Origin of the sequence: Marinomonas balearica (assembly GCF_004362145.1) — a bacterium.
Taxonomy (GTDB): domain Bacteria; phylum Pseudomonadota; class Gammaproteobacteria; order Pseudomonadales; family Marinomonadaceae; genus Marinomonas; species Marinomonas balearica.
Genome location: NZ_SNXC01000012.1, coordinates 86,269 through 103,480, shown reverse-complemented (window position 1 = coordinate 103,480; position 17,212 = coordinate 86,269). Strand labels below are relative to the sequence as shown.

18 protein-coding genes are annotated in these 17,212 nt (G+C 44.5%); 10 read left to right on the top strand and 8 right to left on the bottom strand.

The window, feature by feature from the left end; genetic code table 11:
* Positions 1 to 214 precede the first annotated feature (214 nt).
* The 5 genes from DFP79_RS10275 (at position 215) to DFP79_RS10255 (ending at position 3,082) form a co-directional block, all read left to right on the top strand.
* Positions 215 to 517: a hypothetical protein gene (locus DFP79_RS10275; RefSeq protein WP_133503864.1), complete on the top strand. Its 303-nt coding sequence runs from the start codon at positions 215 to 217 to the stop codon at positions 515 to 517.
* A gap of 106 nt (positions 518 to 623) precedes the next feature.
* Entirely contained in the window at positions 624 to 899 is a 276-nt protein-coding gene (locus tag DFP79_RS10270; protein WP_133503863.1) for a BufA1 family periplasmic bufferin-type metallophore, read from the top strand.
* Between the two features lie 15 nt (positions 900 to 914).
* Positions 915 to 1,811, top strand: coding sequence for an MNIO family bufferin maturase (bufB, locus tag DFP79_RS10265; protein ID WP_133503862.1), 897 nt, complete (start codon positions 915 to 917; stop codon positions 1,809 to 1,811).
* Positions 1,808 to 2,557, top strand: a complete 750-nt coding sequence (locus tag DFP79_RS10260; RefSeq protein WP_133503861.1) for an HvfC/BufC N-terminal domain-containing protein — start codon at positions 1,808 to 1,810, stop codon at positions 2,555 to 2,557. The genes bufB and DFP79_RS10260 overlap by 4 nt, the downstream gene beginning before the upstream one ends.
* A 51-nt stretch (positions 2,558 to 2,608) precedes the next feature.
* Positions 2,609 to 3,082, top strand: coding sequence for a DoxX family protein (locus tag DFP79_RS10255; protein ID WP_133503860.1), 474 nt, complete (start codon positions 2,609 to 2,611; stop codon positions 3,080 to 3,082).
* A gap of 95 nt (positions 3,083 to 3,177) precedes the next feature.
* On the opposite strand, the gene DFP79_RS10250 is transcribed toward DFP79_RS10255, so the two are convergent.
* The 8 genes from DFP79_RS10250 to DFP79_RS10215 form a co-directional block, all read right to left on the bottom strand.
* Positions 3,178 to 4,797 carry a methyl-accepting chemotaxis protein gene (locus DFP79_RS10250; RefSeq protein ID WP_133503859.1) on the bottom strand — a complete coding sequence of 540 codons (1,620 nt, stop codon included), beginning with the start codon at positions 4,795 to 4,797 and terminating at the stop codon, positions 3,178 to 3,180.
* A gap of 76 nt (positions 4,798 to 4,873) precedes the next feature.
* Positions 4,874 to 5,671 (bottom strand): zinc ABC transporter permease subunit ZnuB, encoded by a 798-nt coding sequence (znuB, locus tag DFP79_RS10245; RefSeq protein ID WP_133503858.1) that lies wholly within the window; start codon positions 5,669 to 5,671, stop codon positions 4,874 to 4,876.
* 39 nt (positions 5,672 to 5,710) lie between these two features.
* The gene (gene znuC / locus DFP79_RS10240) at positions 5,711 to 6,502 is read right to left on the bottom strand and encodes a zinc ABC transporter ATP-binding protein ZnuC (RefSeq protein ID WP_133503857.1); all 792 of its coding nucleotides are present in this window, start codon (positions 6,500 to 6,502) and stop codon (positions 5,711 to 5,713) included.
* A complete protein-coding gene (locus DFP79_RS10235) occupies positions 6,493 to 7,002 on the bottom strand; it encodes a Fur family transcriptional regulator (protein ID WP_133503856.1) in 510 nt (169 codons plus the stop codon). Before DFP79_RS10235 ends, znuC begins: the two co-directional genes overlap by 10 nt.
* Position 7,003: 1 nt before the next feature.
* Entirely contained in the window at positions 7,004 to 7,969 is a 966-nt protein-coding gene (locus DFP79_RS10230; RefSeq protein WP_133503855.1) for a nickel/cobalt transporter, read from the bottom strand.
* 212 nt (positions 7,970 to 8,181) lie between these two features.
* Positions 8,182 to 8,799, bottom strand: coding sequence for a MarC family protein (locus DFP79_RS10225; protein ID WP_133503854.1), 618 nt, complete (start codon positions 8,797 to 8,799; stop codon positions 8,182 to 8,184).
* Positions 8,800 to 8,977: 178 nt separating this feature from the next.
* Positions 8,978 to 9,547 carry a DUF1007 family protein gene (locus tag DFP79_RS10220; RefSeq protein ID WP_133503853.1) on the bottom strand — a complete coding sequence of 190 codons (570 nt, stop codon included), beginning with the start codon at positions 9,545 to 9,547 and terminating at the stop codon, positions 8,978 to 8,980.
* A gap of 3 nt (positions 9,548 to 9,550) precedes the next feature.
* Entirely contained in the window at positions 9,551 to 10,510 is a 960-nt protein-coding gene (locus tag DFP79_RS10215) for a homoserine kinase (protein ID WP_133503852.1), read from the bottom strand.
* 174 nt (positions 10,511 to 10,684) lie between these two features.
* Here DFP79_RS10215 and DFP79_RS10210 point away from each other — a divergent pair, with 174 nt between their 5' ends.
* From DFP79_RS10210 to DFP79_RS10190, 5 genes are all read left to right on the top strand, one after another.
* Positions 10,685 to 11,791 carry a GGDEF domain-containing protein gene (locus DFP79_RS10210; RefSeq protein WP_133503851.1) on the top strand — a complete coding sequence of 369 codons (1,107 nt, stop codon included), beginning with the start codon at positions 10,685 to 10,687 and terminating at the stop codon, positions 11,789 to 11,791.
* 28 nt (positions 11,792 to 11,819) lie between these two features.
* Positions 11,820 to 12,920: a GGDEF domain-containing protein gene (locus tag DFP79_RS10205; RefSeq protein WP_166637685.1), complete on the top strand. Its 1,101-nt coding sequence runs from the start codon at positions 11,820 to 11,822 to the stop codon at positions 12,918 to 12,920.
* Positions 12,921 to 13,131: 211 nt separating this feature from the next.
* Positions 13,132 to 15,894 carry a DNA polymerase I gene (polA, locus tag DFP79_RS10200; protein ID WP_133503849.1) on the top strand — a complete coding sequence of 921 codons (2,763 nt, stop codon included), beginning with the start codon at positions 13,132 to 13,134 and terminating at the stop codon, positions 15,892 to 15,894.
* Between the two features lie 186 nt (positions 15,895 to 16,080).
* Positions 16,081 to 16,671: a HutD/Ves family protein gene (locus DFP79_RS10195; protein WP_133503848.1), complete on the top strand. Its 591-nt coding sequence runs from the start codon at positions 16,081 to 16,083 to the stop codon at positions 16,669 to 16,671.
* A gap of 66 nt (positions 16,672 to 16,737) precedes the next feature.
* The gene (locus DFP79_RS10190; protein ID WP_133503847.1) at positions 16,738 to 17,196 is read left to right on the top strand and encodes a YHS domain-containing (seleno)protein; all 459 of its coding nucleotides are present in this window, start codon (positions 16,738 to 16,740) and stop codon (positions 17,194 to 17,196) included.
* Positions 17,197 to 17,212 lie beyond the last annotated feature (16 nt).

Genomic DNA, 17,212 nt, shown 5'->3' with positions numbered 1-17,212 from the left:
AGATATTGCATTGTATAAACGAAATCGTTTTAAAAACTGGATTTCATAAATGAAACTGCCAATCTAACTATATGAAATATAATAAGAAAATTATAAATTTTGTTGGTTGTTTAATTGCAAAAAATAAATTGAGAAATGGCATCAAAAAAACTTTGACTGCGTTCAAATTTAGTCTTCTACTGGGGTAGTTTTCTAGCAAATGGAGTGGCGATCAATGTTAAACAACCTGCCTTTTATTTCTTACACTAAAGACGAAATCGATCATATCCACAATACGATCATTCACCTTCTTCAATATAAAGGAGAGTGTGAATTGGTAGACATTGCGCGAACTGCAGCTATTTTGCATAAGCCACATTGGGTGGAATCTTTTTACATTCAGCTTGAACGAAATGGAATAGAGATTGATACCAATTCTATTAATTTGCGTAATGTGACAGAGCTGGTTTGGCAGAAGTATTCTCAAGGGACACCAGAAGAAGCTGCACACTATGCATTGAACTCTAATCTATTGTAGAAAGAAAAAATTCGAAAATTGTGTAATAACCGCCTAACTTGATACGACAAAGGAATGTAAAAAAGAAACAATCCTTTGTTAATTGTCTACAAGTGAGGAAATGGTTATGAATAAATCTAAAGCGTCTTTGGCTCTTGCTCTTGGTACTGCAGTAGCAATTTCAGCGGTGGCGGTTCCTGCTCAGGCTGCAAGTAAAGAAAAATGCTACGGTGTAGCATTGGCGGGTGATAATGATTGTGCTGCTGGTCCAGGCACTTCTTGTGCTGGTACCTCTAAGATGGATTATCAGGAAAATGCTTGGAAACTGGTTCCTGCTGGTACCTGTACCGAAATGAAATCTGAAACGTCTGCTACTGGTTTTGGTCAGTTAAAAGCATTTTAAAACGGGTGACTATTGATGTTTAGTCGTTTTAAGCCGAGCGGAAGTCGAACTTCCGCTTCAGGCTTTCCACTAGCACCCTCTAATGTTCAATCAGGTGTTAGCCTGAAGCCTGCTTACTATCATGATATTTTAGCGCACCGTCCTCCGGTGGGCTTCTTTGAGATACATGCTGAAAATTATTTAAGTGAAGGCGGCCCTGGACCTTTTTACCTCGAAAAAATTCGCTCGCTGTACCCTATCACCATTCACGGTGTTGGCATGTCTATTGGGTCGGAAACGCCCCTTGACCAAGAACACCTTATTCGTGTGAAATCTCTCGTTGACCGATTTGAACCCGAAGTTTTTTCCGAACATCTGGCATGGTCTTCTCATGGGCCTTCATACCTTAATGACCTTTTGCCCGTTGCGTATAACAAACGGACGCTGAATCGAGTCTGTGACCATATAGATCAACTTCAAGATCATTTAAAACGACGAATTTTGATCGAAAACCCGTCAACCTATGTCGCATTTAAAGCAAGTGATATGACAGAAATTGAGTTCATTTCCGAAATGGCCGCACGCACCGGATGTGGTTTGTTGTTAGATGTAAACAACGTGGAAGTGAGCTGCTTTAATCACGATACGAACCCTCTAGAATACCTAAATGACTTCCCTCACCATGAAGTGGGGCAAATACATTTGGCGGGCCACACGCTGGACGAAAACCCAATCCGATCTTTTAAAATTGACAGCCACGATGCTCCGATTGATCAAGGCGTGTGGTCGTTGTATCAGCATACACTTGGGTTGGTTGGTGATATGCCTACGTTGATCGAGCGCGATGGAAATTTGCCCTCGCTAGCGACGTTGCTTCAAGAAGCGGAACACGCAGATGCTTTGCGTAAATTGATTAAGAAGGAGGCAGTATGAATCAACCGAGCTTCGTGGAGTCTTTGTTAAACAACCAAGAAACGGTTGTAAATGAATTAGCCGGTGATCCTGAGGAGAACCAAGCGCGGTTCAACGTTTATCGCAATAATGTGTTTTCTTCTCTTATCGATGCTTTGGCAGATATTTTTAGTGTCTCCAGACAATTGGTTGGCGATGATTTTTTTCGGGCAATGGCACGCGTGTATATTGCTGATAATCCGCCTCAATCGCCTATATTAAATCGGTATGGTGACGCTTTCCCCGAGTTTATTTCAACGTTTGTTCCTGCCAAGAATGTCCCGTACCTATCAGAGTTAGCGAATTTAGAACGAAACCTTCTTTCTCTGACCCACTGTCCAGAATATCCAACGCTTTCACTTGATCAAGCTCGTGAGCGGCTGAGTTGTATTCAAGACCCTGCGCGACTAACGCTCGCTCTTCCCAAAACAGCTCATATTTGTCGGTATAATTTTGCAGTCGGTTCGATATGGTGGGCTCATCAACCAAAGTCTTTATTTCAATTGGCATCAACCGAAATAGAAATGCCTGAGAATGTGTTATTCGTTAAAGCTCATTTGTACGGCCAATGTTTTGTATTGAGTGAAGACGAAGCTTTTTTCCTCAATGCGTTGATGAGTGGAAAGCGATTTGAAGAGTCGATCCCAGACAGTGAAAAATTTGATTTAGGCGCATCATTAGCTAAGTTCATGGAGTGGCAAATATTTGAAGTGATTCATGAAAGCTAACGTCGTACTTTCCTTAACCCATATCCATAAATATACCGTAAGGATTTTTAAATGCTCGATAAGCTAAACAGTCAATCGATAGCGTTGTTTGAAAAGATTCCAGAATCTATAGTGTTGTTCGTGGCTCGATTTTCTTTGGCTGCGGTCTTTTGGAAATCAGGACAAACCAAAGTCGAAGGCTTTGCCTTGGATTTTATAAGCTTTAACTTTCAGTTTGGCTTGCCCAAATTGGCGGAGTCGACCGTGTTCCTTTTCGAATACGAATACGGACTTCCCCTGATCCCTCCAATGATCGCAGCGGTGTTGGCAACCATTGCAGAGCATGTATTGCCTATTTTTATTCTGTTCGGGTTCCTTACGCGTTTTGCGGCGCTTGGATTAGCCGGTATGACGCTCGTGATTCAAACCTTTGTTTACCCAGATGCTTATCCAACTCATGGTACTTGGTTGACCATTTGCCTTTTTCTAATGTTACGAGGTGCGGGTAAATTTTCGGCTGATTATTTTGCGTTTAAAAAACAGTAATGCATGAGACACAAGGCGAAGAAATAAAAACGCCCTTCTATATGAAGGGCGTTTTTTGTGCAAGTAACGGAATAGTTCCGCTATTAGCGAAACGGTTAAGGTAAACGGAACGTTGATGTTGCGCTTTGAGTTGCGTTTGCCGCACCAGTGAGATCATCAGAGAGTGTTGCCAAGGTTTTTGCGGCGATATTATTTTCTTGAGTTGTGGTCACAATATCACGGACTCGATTGGCGATTTGTTCTGCTTCTTCGGCTTGATGTTGAGCCAGCTGGTTAAGGTTATCGAGACTTTCTAAGGACTCTGCCGAGTCGTGCTCTAGTTGGCTTAAAGGCTCAACAACGCTGTCAATTTGCTCAACGCCTTGACGCATTTTTTCCTGACCGTGCTCCATTTCTTGTGATACTTTCAATGCTTGTGCACTGATGGATGTAATTATCTTGTCGATCGACTCAGTCACATTTGCTGTATTATTCGCAAGGTTACGCACCTCATCTGCGACGACAGCAAAACCTCTGCCGCTTTCCCCTGCTCGGGCGGCTTCGATGGAAGCGTTCAAAGCGAGTAAGTTCGTCTGTTCTGCAATATTGCGAATGTTTGTGACGAACTCCGCCACTTCGGCTGCGTCTTCATTGAGTTTTTCTACTGCATGAGAGGTTTCATCAATGTAACTGGCAACAGAGATGATGTCTTTGGATGTAGCAGAGATAATGGAAGAACCTTTCTGCGCAAGCTCATGCGCGGTTTGAGCTTGATTACGAGAAATCGAGACGTGTGATGCCATGCTGCGAATGTCTTCCGTGAGGCCGTTCACAGAGCCTTCTATCTCATTTGCCATACTGTCTTGGGTATGAGAGCTTGCATGAACCTGATTTACGGTCTCACCCATGTTTTCAGTTGAAGATACGACCGTTTGAGCACTAGTCTCAATGCGTTTAATCACCTCAACAAGGCCAATACGCATAGACTCTACGCTTGAAACCAGAGCTGCGAATTCACCCTTGGCCTTGATATTCGCTTTTTGGCTTAAGTCGCCTTTTGCCACATTGGCTAGAAGCGTGATGACTTGATTAAGAGGAGTAACAATGCTGTGAGTGATCAAGATCGACATGATTATGCCTGCCAATATTGCAATGAGACTGGTCACAACAGCAATGATGATGGCACTGTCCGTTTCATAAAGCGCCGCTTGTTGACGTTCTGACATCATTGAACTCTGACGTTCAGACAAACGATTTGCTTGGTCTAAGAACGTTCGAAGTGCTTGGCGAGTTGGGCCAGCCATCTGCATTTTGGCATCGGATTGTTCGCCAAATTCAATGGCTTCTACCGTTGATTGCAGCTCTGCTTGGTACGCGGTCTTTTGGGCCGATAGCGCGGCCACGAGTGTTTGGTCTTCCTCAGAGGTGACCAAATCATTCATCTCGTTCAGAATGGCATCCATACGAGCATTTCTCTGATCAATCTCTTTGTATATATCGATGCGCTGATTACGTTCCTCTAGAACAAATAAAAGCAATAAGCGACTGGCGAGGCTCTCTGCTTGAATGTTCAGTTCACTGCTGAGTTCTACCAAGGCAGCTTTTTCTTCTACAATGTCTTCCAAATGAGTATTAAGGGATTGTAGGCGAGAGATAGAAAGTCCTGAAATGACAACTAACAACACCAGCAACAGAATGTAGCTGGCTCTAAGTCGGCTCTTTATGCTCGTAAACATGACGATGGTGTACTCCTTTCGTTTAATATTCTATTAGACGAAGGATAGGCGTGATTTATAACAGTCGCGAGTTTCTTTAGGGCACTTTTCTGTTTTTTGCCGGAATTGAATAAGTGATCAAGAACAACACCGCCGCACACACTACGACGCTTGGCCCAGTGGGCGTGTCCCATTGAAACGATACCCATAATCCTGCACAGACAGACAGGCAGCCGATGATACTGGCCATTGATGCCATTTGAACGGGGGTATTAGATAATTTGCGAGCGGTCGCCGCTGGAATAATCATTAAAGAGGTAATGAGTAGCACCCCAACAATTTTCATGGCTACCGCGATCACCAAAGCGACGAGTAACATTAATAGTAAGCGAGTCGCTTCAACGGGATACCCTTCCACCTTTGCTAACTCTTCGTTGACTGTCATTGCGAGAAGCGGCTTCCAAAAAGTAATGAGAAGGAGCAATACTGCAATTCCGCCACCATAGATCCAATATAGATCGTTTTGACTGACTGCTAACAAGTCGCCAAACAGGTAGCTCATCAGGTCTATACGAACATCATCTAAAAAACTCACAGCCACCATACCTAACGATAGAGAGGAGTGTGCGAGTATGCCTAAAAGAGTGTCTGTTGCGATGATGTTTTTCTTTTGTAATGTGACAAGAGCCGCAGCCAGACCAACACACAAGACAATGATGGCCAGGTTCAAATTAACATCAAACAAAAATCCTAGCGCAACGCCAAGCAGTGCTGAGTGTGCCAGTGTATCGCCAAAGTAGGCCATACGGCGCCAAACAACAAAAGCACCAAGAGGCCCTGCTATGGCAGCAACGCCTAATCCTCCTACTAATGCTCTAAACATTAGCTCAATCATGAATGAGTCTCCGAAAAATTGGTTGTAAGACGAATTAGGTTAGTGAGAACAATTATGGGTATGTTGATGGGCATTTGTGTCTTGTTGTCCGGTTTTGATATCACCGTGTTCGTCGTGTACATGATCATGGTGATGTGAGTAGATTGCTAATGACTCTGCGCCCGGTATGCCAAATAGAGCTTGGTATGCTGGGTGGCCTTTTACGTGTTGAGGTGTGCCTGAGCAGCATACATGCTGATTGATACACACGACGGTGTCTGTTTGCGCCATGACAAGATGAAGGTCATGAGAAATCATTAGAACACCGCAGTTTAACTCGTCCCGAATACGCACAATGAGCTTGTAGAGCTCGATTTGTCCATTGACGTCGACACCCTGAACGGGTTCGTCTAACACAAGCAAGTTGGGTTTATTTAGAAGCGCTCTTGCTAATAAGACTCTTTGAGTTTCTCCACCTGACAGTACATGAACTTGAGAGTTAATGAGTGCTTCAATGCCAAGTTTTTTTAACGTTGGGAGTATGTCCTTTTTATCAACATTTCGGACGAGGCCTAAAAAATGTTTTACGGTTAACGGCAGCGTCGGATCTATATGCAGTTTCTGAGGCATATATCCAATACGTAGGTGTTCATGCCGTTTTATTTGCCCTTCTGAAGGTTTTTGCAGACCGAGTAACGTCCTGATAAGCGTGCTTTTACCGCTACCATTTGGACCAATTAAGGTTACAATTTCGCCTTGGTGCAACCGTATATCAATGTTCGACAGCAGTTTTCTTTGACCAAAAGTAATGCCGATATTCGACAGTTCTGCTAAACAAGTGCTCACTTGCATCCACCTTCGTCGTCACCATTTTGGCAGCTTGAACACAGCCCAGTTAACTCAATCGTCTCAGAGCGCAGTTGAAACCCTTGCGTGGCCGCTTTGTCTATGAGGATTTTGTGAATATCTTGATAGTCGAACTCCATAACATTCTGACACTCGTCGCAAATCAGGAAATAACCTTTATGCGGTTTGTCTGCATGAGCGCACCCTAAGTAAGCGTTCATGGATTCAACTTTATGAATGAGCCCTGCACTTAACAAAAACTCCAACGCCCGATATACGGTAGGCGGCGCTGAATTGAAGCCTTCTTCGGCCAATTTCGCAAGCAGCTGATACGCACCAAGTGGGCGATGGCTTTGCCATATCAACTCAAGCGCGCGGCGACGAACTTTTGTTAACCGTTGTCCGTGCTCCGCGCACAGAGATTCAGCGGTTTCCAGTGCTTGCTCAATGCAATGACTGTGATTGTGTTCTGACTGCGAAGTGTGGTCGTTAGAGTGTTCTGTCATATTAAAATAATGCACGACTGGTAGTAAGGTCGCTCCAAATCATTGAGGCGCTAATAACGATTAGCGCACATGAGGCAAAGTAGCCAAAGCCTTTTTGCAAACGTTGTCGCCAAATACCGTGGCTCCAATGTGTGCCAGCACCGCGTATCATAACGCTTGTAATCGCAAGTATCGAGACTGTTATAGCGGTTCCTAACGACATCGCAAGTGTTGATAGAATGCCCCATTGTAAGATGTTTGCACTCAGTGAAAACAATAGAACGAGTACCGCGCCAGAACAGGGTCGTATTCCGATGGCCGCGACCATTGCCCAAAGGCTTCGTTGTGCTGTTTTTGTTTCTGATTGTGATTCTAAACTTTGTTCATGTTCATGATGGCTGCATGTGTGGCTTGACGAATGATCATGTGAACAAATATGGCCGTCATGGCTATGTTCATGGTGGTGTAAATGATCATGGCTGTGATCGTGCCCACAACTCGATTTACCACGTATGAGACGTGACAACATCCAAACACCAATAAAACCAACCGCTGCGAAGCTCACCAGTTCAAAAAAGCGACTTATTTGTACCGCTTTCCCTGCAACTGAAAAGAGTTGAGCCATGATCAATACAACAGTGATTGCCATTAGCCCTTGTGCCATTGCGCTTAAAAAAGCAATGGAAACGCCTTTTCTTAACGGAGCTTTACTTGCCAACATATAAGAAGCGATAACCGCTTTACCGTGGCCCGGGCCTGCTGCGTGAAAAACACCATAGCCGAAGCTTACTGATACTAACGACCATAACAGTGCCATGTTTTCGCCTTTTGAAAGGCCTCGAACCGCCCCCACTAAACTGCGATGGAACTCTCGTTGATAGGTCATTATCCACTGGGTGAAATCTTGATATCCTGAAAGGTCGAACGCCCACACGCTACCTGAAGCCAACGCTAGCCCCATTCCAACTAGCCATTTCCAAGTTGTCACATTAATACCCTAAGCCTTTATGCTGTATTTTGTTTAATCTTATCCTACTGCGTTTGCAGTATTGCTCCTACTGTCACAATCTCTATAAAGAGTCATTCGTCGCGTAAAAGTTCCAAGGCTTTGAACAAGAATGTTACAAAATAACATTCTTGTTCAAAATGACAAGAATTGCAACCGTTGTTGTATTGTTCGACCGATTCAAACGAGTGCTTTTAAGCGTCTATGAGCGGTGTTAGAAAGCCCATAACGCCGCTCATGAAAATTTGTGCTGCCATAGCGGCCAGTATCAATCCTGTTATTTTCGAGAGGATATTTAATCCTGTGCGACCTAACAACTTTTCAATCAATGAGCCTGAATAGAGAATCACCAACAAGGTTGCTAACGCGAGCAGCAGACCCGCGAGTCCAATGACAAAATCCCAGCCTTGAAAATCAGCACCGTAAACGAGAACCGTACCAATGGTCGCAGGGCCAATGATAGTAGGAACCGCGAGCGGAACCACCGAGATATCATCTCGTTCTTCGGATGGCATCCCTGCGGTAACATGGTTGCGGGTGCCGTCTTTTACGAGGCTTAATGCAGACATGAACAAAAGGATCCCTGAACCAATTCGGAAAGAGTCTAAGGTAATGCCTAATACTTCAAATAAAGCGCTGCCAAAGAACAGCAATACAATAGCGATGGCTGCCGCGGCGATAATGGCTTTATTTGCTACTTTTTTCCGTGACGCGATACTTTCACCGCGGGTTAGCGCAAGAAACATGGATAAAACGAAGAAGGGGGCAAATAGGAAAAAGAACTTAATCCAAATGGAGATTAACAGGCTCATGATTTGAAGTTTCCGGTTAAGCACGGTGTGTGCTGTGTTTTCAAGAATGCAGCTCATTGATAAATGAGCTGCTGGAGAGGAAGGCTTGTGGCCACCCCTCAATTAAGAAAAGGGATTGTACGGAAAATGAGTCTAATGAAAAGACCAAGAATGAAATATGAAAGTGGAAAAGGTCGGCTTAAGGATCACACCGTAAATCGACCCAAGCTTCGATCTGGTAGGCTTCTGCATCGCGTACTGTTGGCGTGCAGGTTTCTGCCAATCGACCGGACAAATTGAGTAAGCCAGTTTCGGGAATCACCATTGCGAAATAGTTAGATTCATCACCAAACGCGAGACTTAAAGTATGGCTTTGAAGGTCTACCTGATCCGGTAAGGAGATGCCTAACGACATCTTGAGCAGCTGATCATTTACTTCTACGTCTGTTACAGTATAAGACGCAGGTGTGATCTCTTCGCCGTCTACTTGTATCCGTACAAAGTAGTTGGATTTCTCCAGATTTGTCAGGGCTTCCGCCGTATTGAATTTTTCCTGTCCGTCTAGGCTGCCATCACCATCTACGTCGAATTCAGCGATTAAGCTGGCGCTTGTAAAGAGGTCAAATTCCCAGTGCGCTGACACGGCGTCAATTGAAGGTGTGTCAATATTTAATGAGTAGTCTGAATCTACCCAAATATGGGGATGCGCCTGTGCAGTGCTGAAGCCGGCCAAAAGCAGCGTACTGGCGATAATATGACGGACAGACATTGTTTACTCCACTAAATTTGGTGTGTAACGAATTCTTGCTTCCAAGATTCGTTGCAGTTCTATTGGATCATGTTGTTGAGCTAATCGCACAGGGTCGTGTTTGGCGCCATGCCATGCTTCCAAGCGAGATAGCCAAAAACGCATCGCTGCGACTTTTTGCATGTACGGCCAAGCGTTGATTTCAGCCGCGTTTGGTTGGCGTTCGTGAATATACGCGTTTACCAAAGCATGGTATTTTTCCATGTCCAGCTCACCCGTTTCTATATCAGAGCACCAATCGTTTACAACAATGGCTAAGTCGTACATTAGCCAGCTGTAACATGCGTTATAGAAGTCGATAATAGCGGATAATTGCTCACCTTCAAATAACGTATTGTTATAAAACAAGTCACCATGAACTGTACCTTTTGGTATTTCATGGTCATGCTGCTCAATAAAGGCATCAAACTCCGCGACTTGTTCAAGCAACAGATGAGCTTGATGCGATTCAAGTTCAGGTGCCAGTTTTTTAGAAGTCTCTTGCCACCACTGAATACCTCGATGGCTCTCTCTATGATCAGAAAAATCCATTCCTGCGATATGCAGTTTCGCCAGTGCCGTTCCCATGATTTCGCATGATTCTATGGTTGTGCCGTCCAGTAATCCACCGGGGAAACAGTCAACGATGATTGCTGGGCGATCTTTTACAATTCGCAGTCGTTCGCCGTGACAATCGATTAACGCTGCGGGTACGTTAAAACCTTTATGTTTCAAGTGTGCGACAACGTCTAAGAAATAGGGCACTTCCTCATATTCAAACTCTTCAAAAAGGGTCAGAACGTATCGGCCTGTTGTGGTGGTTAGAAAGTAATTCGTGTTTTCAACGCCGCCAGAAATACCTTGAAAAGAGACTAATTCACCAAGGTAGTAGTCAGCGACTAAGTCGCGCATGTCTGAGTCCGTGAGGGAAGTGTAAACGGCCAAGTTGTAATACCTAAATCGAGTGTTGTGTGAGAATGACGCTTATAAGGTTGCTAATGCTCCACAATTGAAATCCAAAGGTCAATTCGTTACAGCGAGAAAATGGCATTTCGTAGAGGATTTTTCACAATATGAGCTAGTATAAAAAATGAAATAGGGGCAAAGGGTGTTTGATAAATGGAATACTCAAGTATTCAGTATGAATCTCTTGTTAATGCTACGTATAGAATATTGGCAGGTGGCATCGCGTGTAGCGTGTTTGTGATTGCGTATTATGCGCTTTACCCACCCCAATACAAAGCCTACGCTGTAAGCGGTTATTATGCCCTTACCGTTTTGGGAGGCTTGCGTGTGTATGCGTATTTTGCCCCAAAAAACCGCACATTATGGATTGCATCTGCTCTAAAATTTGTTTTCCTGACAACGTTTATTCCATTGACTTGGTACTTTGTGATTGGGGCATGGATGGGGGAATGGCGGCTAGTAGACAGTTTTCCTCCGATCACCGCGTTTATTATTGTTACCAGCATCGTTGTGCTGACATTGCTGCATACCAAAACTGCGATTTTGGGAGTTGGCGTTAGTTGGTTGGTGCAGGCGTTTCCAGTCCTTTCCTATTTAGTCTTTCACCTTGATGAACTTTTAAGCCCTCGTGGAATAGAGCTATTAGTCGCATTTGGACCAACAAGCTTCTTTATCTTTGTGATTATACCTCATCAAAAAGAGCTGTATTTCAAGTACCAACAGTTATCAACAAACATCAGCCGCGCTATGAGGGATGCAGACCGAGACAGCCTAACCGACCTATTGAATCGTCGAGGCGTTGAACGCTGGATAAATGCAATGCCTCTAGAGACTTCAGTCGCAGTGATTTTGGCTGATGTTGATCATTTTCAGCATCTGAATGAAGTGAAAGGCTATGAAGCAGGGGATCGAGCGTTGGTAGAAATAGCGTCGCGGCTTCGAGTCGTTTACGACGGCCCATTTCGGTTAGCTCGGTGGGCGGGTGAAACGTTTCTAATTGTTTTAATTAACCCCGATCAAGAGCGTATTAAAAATGAAGCGGACACATTCCGACGCGCGTTAGATTCAATACCCTATAAAGAAGAGCTTGGTCATCATGTCACCTTGAGCTTGGGGGTCTCCCGAATTAGCGGCTTGTCGGATTTTTCTCTCGTGCTCAAAGAAGCGGAAGAGGCGATGCGTTTCTCAATACGAAATGGAAGAAATCGAACCTCCTTTTATTCTCAAATGGACGAAAAATCGACTTATTCTTCTGAGTAAGCTACCTCAACTTTTACAAGAGCACTCAATGAAAGATACCCCGCTTGGTTTTGAAAAAGCGTTTAAAAGGATGGTTGCTGCAGGACTTGGATGTACCTCATTCATGTTGCTGTTCTACTCCTTATTTCCGCCAGAATTGGAGTCGCATTGGATTGGGGCACTTTATGCGTTCTCTACGCTCGTAGTTCTGTGGGGGGTGTTGCGGTTTTGTCCTCGGTCGAAAATGAAATGGGCGATCATTTGGTTACAGTTTACGTTTTTAACATCGTTTATCCCCATATCCTGGCAATTCGTTATAAAAGCTTGGAACCAACATCTGAGTTTAGTAGAGCATTTTCCACCTATTATGCCATTTATTATTGTGACATCAGCGTTGCTGTTGTTGCTAATGAACGTAGGGAGGCTGCCTTATTATATTATTGCTAATTGGTTTTTAATCGCGGTTCCCATGCTTACTTATTTGATATTTCATCCGTCAGAATTGAATACGCCAAGAGGTCTTGAGTTATTGTTTGCATTTGGTCCGACAAGTTTATTTTTCATTCTTGTCGTACCTTATCAACTGTCTTATGCGAACAAATATCATCGGATGTTGGCTGTTTTGCAGCGAACTCAAAATGAAGCAGATCGAGATTATTTAACAGATCTACGCAATCAAAGAGGTTTGAAAGAATGGAGAAAAAGGGTCACCTCTAGTGCGAATATCGTTGTATTAAAATTGGGCGTGGAAAACTTCGCTCATTTAAAGGCCACTTTCGGGTATGCGGTGGCAGATCGTATCTTGATCGAATTTGCTTCACGACTGCGCATCGTTTATCAAGGCAGTCACGGACTGGCTCGATGGCGAGGCGAAGAGTTTCTAGCGGTATTAGTGAACCCAGAGGCGGATGAAATAGAGAATATCGCCGATGATTTTCATTCTTGGCTCGGAGCGACAGGTTATAAAGGTATCGACAGAGAGAGCATTTTAGTCAACATCGGAGTCTCAGATATGGGAAACCTGACAGAATTTGACCAACTGCAAAAGCAAGCAGACTGGGCGCTTCGTTGTTCGAAAAAGAACGGCATTGATCAAGTGTGTTTTCATTTTGAATGCCAATCAAGCATTGATTGTCCAACATTATCTTAGCGATTTCTCTGTGATTACAAAGCGGAGGTGACTTTCTGATATCTTCTAACGGTCGTAATGCCCTCTTTTGACCACATGAATATTGCGCTGCCTGCTATGGGTCGTGAGTGGGCTTATGTTAATCTATAGCCAATTTCTAATGACTAATTTTGTAACCTGTTTTTGAGTCACTTTTGTTGAAGTGTCTTTGGGTTATTTGCGAGGATTTTCCATGTCGGATCAGACAAATACAGCGCCAATGGTATTGGTTGATGGCTCTTCTTATTTATATCGAGCTTTTCACGCTATCCCACCTTTAACCACCAGTGAGGGACAACCAACCAATGCGGCTCGTGGTGTTATTAGCATGATCCGCAGCCTAATCGGCAAATACCCTGAATCGCCAATAGTGGTGATATTCGATGCCAAAGGCAAAACCTTCCGTGATGAAATCTACAGTGAATACAAGGCACAGCGTCCACCGATGCCAGATGATCTTCGTCTTCAAATTGAACCGATCCATCGAATGATCGAAGCCATGGGCTTGCCGCTGGTCATTATCGAAGGCGTGGAAGCTGATGATGTTATTGGTACGATTGCCAAGCAAGTGGGTGAGGCTGGCCGAGAGGTGATCGTCTCAACAGGCGATAAAGACATGGCTCAGTTGGTTACAGATAAAGTAACCCTTGTGAATACCATGACAGATACGGTAATGGACATACCTGGCGTTAAAGATAAGTTCGGAATCCCCCCTGAACTTATTATCGATTACCTTGCGTTGATGGGCGATAAAGTCGACAACATTCCTGGTGTACCGGGAGTGGGCGAAAAAACCGCCCTTGCGTTACTGCAAGGTATTGGCAGTATTAAAGAGATCTACGAACGTTTAGATGATATTGCAGCATTGGGTTTTCGTGGTTCAAAAACCATGGCTAAGAAGATGGAAGACAACCGAGACATGGCGGAGCTTTCATACACATTGGCGACGATAAAGTGCGATGTAGAATTACCCTTTGACATGCATGCGTTGAAAAACGAGCCGATCAACAAAGAAGTACTACGTGAGTGGTTTCAGAAGCTGGAATTCAAAACCTGGCTACGTGATATAGACAAAGCGCCGACCGCTGGTGGCGCAGCAAGCGCGAGCGATTCCGATGAAGCAGAGGATGTTCCGGCCGCCAACGACGTGGAAATTCAATACGAAACGGTATTCGACAAAGAACGTTTTAATCAGTGGTTGGAACAACTCAATCAAGCCGACCTTGTTGCATTTGATACTGAAACGACGTCTCTTAACTATATGGAAGCCGAGTTAGTCGGCGTTTCCATTGCCATTGAAGCGGGTAAAGCCGCGTACATTCCAGTGGCACACGATTACGAAGACGCACCAGAGCAGTTAGACCGAGACTGGGTTCTTGAGCAACTAAAACCTTGGCTTGAAGATAACGGCAAGGCGAAAGTAGGTCAGCACCTTAAATACGATGCAAACGTACTGAATAACTATGACATCACACTGCGTGGCATCAAATTCGATACCATGCTTGAATCGTATGTCTTCAATTCAACAGGCACTCGTCATGACATGGACAGTTTATCGTCTAAGTTCCTTGGGCATTCTACGGTTAAATTTGAAGACATCGCAGGAAAAGGCGCTAAACAGAAGACCTTCAATCAAATCGACCTTGAACAAGCGGCATTTTACGCGGCGGAAGATGCAGACATCACACTACGTTTGCATCAAGCTATTCTGCCTAAGCTTGAGAAAACACCAGAGCTTGTTAGCGTGTTCACTGATATTGAGCTGCCTCTTGTGCCTGTTCTGGCAAAAATGGAGCAAACAGGCGCATTAATTGATCCTGATCGTCTTCATACTCAAAGTGCTGAAATTGCATCACGCCTACAAGAAGTGGAAATCAAAGCGCACGAAGAAGCAGGGCAAGCATTTAACCTAAGCTCACCCAAACAGCTTCAAGAAATCTTGTTCGAAAAACAGGGATTGCCAATCATTAAGAAGACGCCAAAAGGTCAGCCTTCTACTGCGGAACCGATTCTGCAAGAATTGGCTGAGAACTATGAACTGCCTCGCCTTATTATGGAACACCGCAGTCTGGCAAAACTGAAATCGACTTATACTGATAAATTGCCAGAAATGATTCAACATACGGGCCGCATTCATACCTCATACCATCAAGCAGTAACCGCGACAGGGCGTTTGTCTTCCACTGATCCAAACCTACAGAATATTCCAATTCGTACTCAAGAAGGCCGTCGTATTCGTCAGGCATTTGTTGCGCCAGAAGGGCATAAACTCCTAGCGGCCGATTACTCTCAGATCGAGCTTCGCATCATGGCACATTTATCACAAGATAAAGGGTTACTCGATGCCTTTGCTCATGATGAAGACGTTCATAAAGCAACCGCAGCGGAAGTCTTCGAAGTTGCCGTAGAGGACGTGAGCACTGAACAGCGACGCCGAGCTAAGGCCATTAACTTTGGTCTGATTTACGGCATGTCGGCATTTGGTTTGGCGAAGCAGCTCGGCATTAGCCGCCCCGAAGCGCAAAAATACGTACAACGTTATTTCGAGCGTTACCCCGGCGTTCGCACCTACATGGAAACAACGCGCGAAAACGCCAAAGAGAAAGGCTACGTAGAAACCATCTTTGGCCGTCGTTTGTACCTGCCTGAAATCAAAGCGCGTAACGCCATGATGCGACAAGCGGCAGAGCGCACCGCGATCAACGCACCGATGCAAGGCTCCGCAGCCGATATCATCAAACGCGCCATGATCAAAATGCACGATTGGCTGGCTGAAACCGACCTAGACGTCAAAATGATCATGCAAGTACACGATGAATTAATCTTCGAAGTTGCTGAAAAAGACCTTGAAGCGGCACAGGCTAAAATCATCGACATCATGCAAAATACCACTGAAATCGACGTGCCTTTGCTGGTGGAAGCAGGGTTAGGTGACAACTGGGATGAGGCGCACTAAAGCGCCTTTTGATACCTCAGTAGAGCTTTTTGTTTGCGATACTTGAGTCATGTCGAAAATATTAGAACCGCGTAGCTTAAACTATGCGGTTTTTTTATATTCGAATTTGGTGTGTCTGAAAGTTGGCTTGTATATACAACTTGATTTTAGGTTACTATACCAGCCTTCTTAATAGGAGGCTGCTTAGTGACTAAAACACATCAAATTACCCCATCAAGTTCGTTCAAGCGGATGCCGTGGAAAAACGGTTTAGGTGAAACTCTGGAAATTATTCGAGTGGAAGATGAACAAGGCGTTCTGTTTCGTATCAGTCAGGCATCGGTTGTAGAAGACGGTTTGTTTTCCGATTTCTCGGGCTTGCAGCGCACTTTGGTCTTGTTGTCAGGCAAAGGCATGATGCTTTCCTATTCGGGCGAATTTAACGGTGAGGATGTGCTACAAGCTCCGCTAGATATCGCTTGCTTCTATGGCGGAGACGAAACCAATGCAACACTTCATAACGGTGCGATTGAGGATCTAAACATCATGGTTCGAAAGCACTCGCTTAATGCCGATGTTCAACCCATTAGTGGCTCATGTGATGTTGCTTTTGAAGTATCGCAGTCTTCAGTATTTAAGGGAATTTATGCTTTGGATGCAGGTGAGTTTCTAGATTCTGAATCGCACAGAAAAACGTGTGTGCCAGCAGGGGCGTTTGTGTCGCTTAAGAATGAACAATCGGTTGCCATCAATTGGCAACGAGGTCGAGCGATCGCCATTCATATTAAATCTCTGTAACGAATGTAAGAAATTAGCCGTATTAAACGACAAATGCCTATTCATTAAATGAAAGGAGCTGCTGAGATGCGCAGTTTAGCTTTATCTCTAGTTTTGTTAATGCCATTTTCAATCTTTGCTCAAGCGCCAGTCAGTACGAGCTATTGGAGCAACACTGCGATTGGTGGCCACGATACGACCGCTTATTATCAATCCGAATTAGAGCGTCCGGCCCGCTTGGTGGAAGGAAACAAGCATTTTAGCGTGCAATGGAATGGAGCAGATTGGCATTTCGCCTCACAAGCATCGGCCGATAAATTTGCCATGAACCCTTCTTTATATGTGCCCAGTTACAATGGTTTTTGTGCCAACGCATTGAGTCTTGGTGAAGGTAAAATCCGCACCGATGGTTCTGTATGGGAATTTTTCGACGATACCCTTTATCTTTTTTATGCAGAACGCGGTCGCCAGCGTTGGTTAAACGGTGATTGGCATCAATATAAAGCACAGGCAGATAACGCCTGGCAGGCGATTGTTTCTGAGTAACAACTTTCCCAGCTAA

Coding starts and splice junctions, on each gene's coding strand:
- DFP79_RS10275 (WP_133503864.1), top strand. CDS start 215: ATGTTAAACAACCTGCCTTTTATTTCTTACACTAAAGACGAAATCGAT.
- DFP79_RS10270 (WP_133503863.1), top strand. CDS start 624: ATGAATAAATCTAAAGCGTCTTTGGCTCTTGCTCTTGGTACTGCAGTA.
- bufB (WP_133503862.1), top strand. CDS start 915: ATGTTTAGTCGTTTTAAGCCGAGCGGAAGTCGAACTTCCGCTTCAGGC.
- DFP79_RS10260 (WP_133503861.1), top strand. CDS start 1,808: ATGAATCAACCGAGCTTCGTGGAGTCTTTGTTAAACAACCAAGAAACG.
- DFP79_RS10255 (WP_133503860.1), top strand. CDS start 2,609: ATGCTCGATAAGCTAAACAGTCAATCGATAGCGTTGTTTGAAAAGATT.
- DFP79_RS10250 (WP_133503859.1), bottom strand. CDS start 4,797: ATGTTTACGAGCATAAAGAGCCGACTTAGAGCCAGCTACATTCTGTTG.
- znuB (WP_133503858.1), bottom strand. CDS start 5,671: ATGATTGAGCTAATGTTTAGAGCATTAGTAGGAGGATTAGGCGTTGCT.
- znuC (WP_133503857.1), bottom strand. CDS start 6,502: ATGCAAGTGAGCACTTGTTTAGCAGAACTGTCGAATATCGGCATTACT.
- DFP79_RS10235 (WP_133503856.1), bottom strand. CDS start 7,002: ATGACAGAACACTCTAACGACCACACTTCGCAGTCAGAACACAATCAC.
- DFP79_RS10225 (WP_133503854.1), bottom strand. CDS start 8,799: ATGAGCCTGTTAATCTCCATTTGGATTAAGTTCTTTTTCCTATTTGCC.
- DFP79_RS10220 (WP_133503853.1), bottom strand. CDS start 9,547: ATGTCTGTCCGTCATATTATCGCCAGTACGCTGCTTTTGGCCGGCTTC.
- DFP79_RS10210 (WP_133503851.1), top strand. CDS start 10,685: ATGGAATACTCAAGTATTCAGTATGAATCTCTTGTTAATGCTACGTAT.
- DFP79_RS10205 (WP_166637685.1), top strand. CDS start 11,820: ATGAAAGATACCCCGCTTGGTTTTGAAAAAGCGTTTAAAAGGATGGTT.
- polA (WP_133503849.1), top strand. CDS start 13,132: ATGTCGGATCAGACAAATACAGCGCCAATGGTATTGGTTGATGGCTCT.
- DFP79_RS10190 (WP_133503847.1), top strand. CDS start 16,738: ATGCGCAGTTTAGCTTTATCTCTAGTTTTGTTAATGCCATTTTCAATC.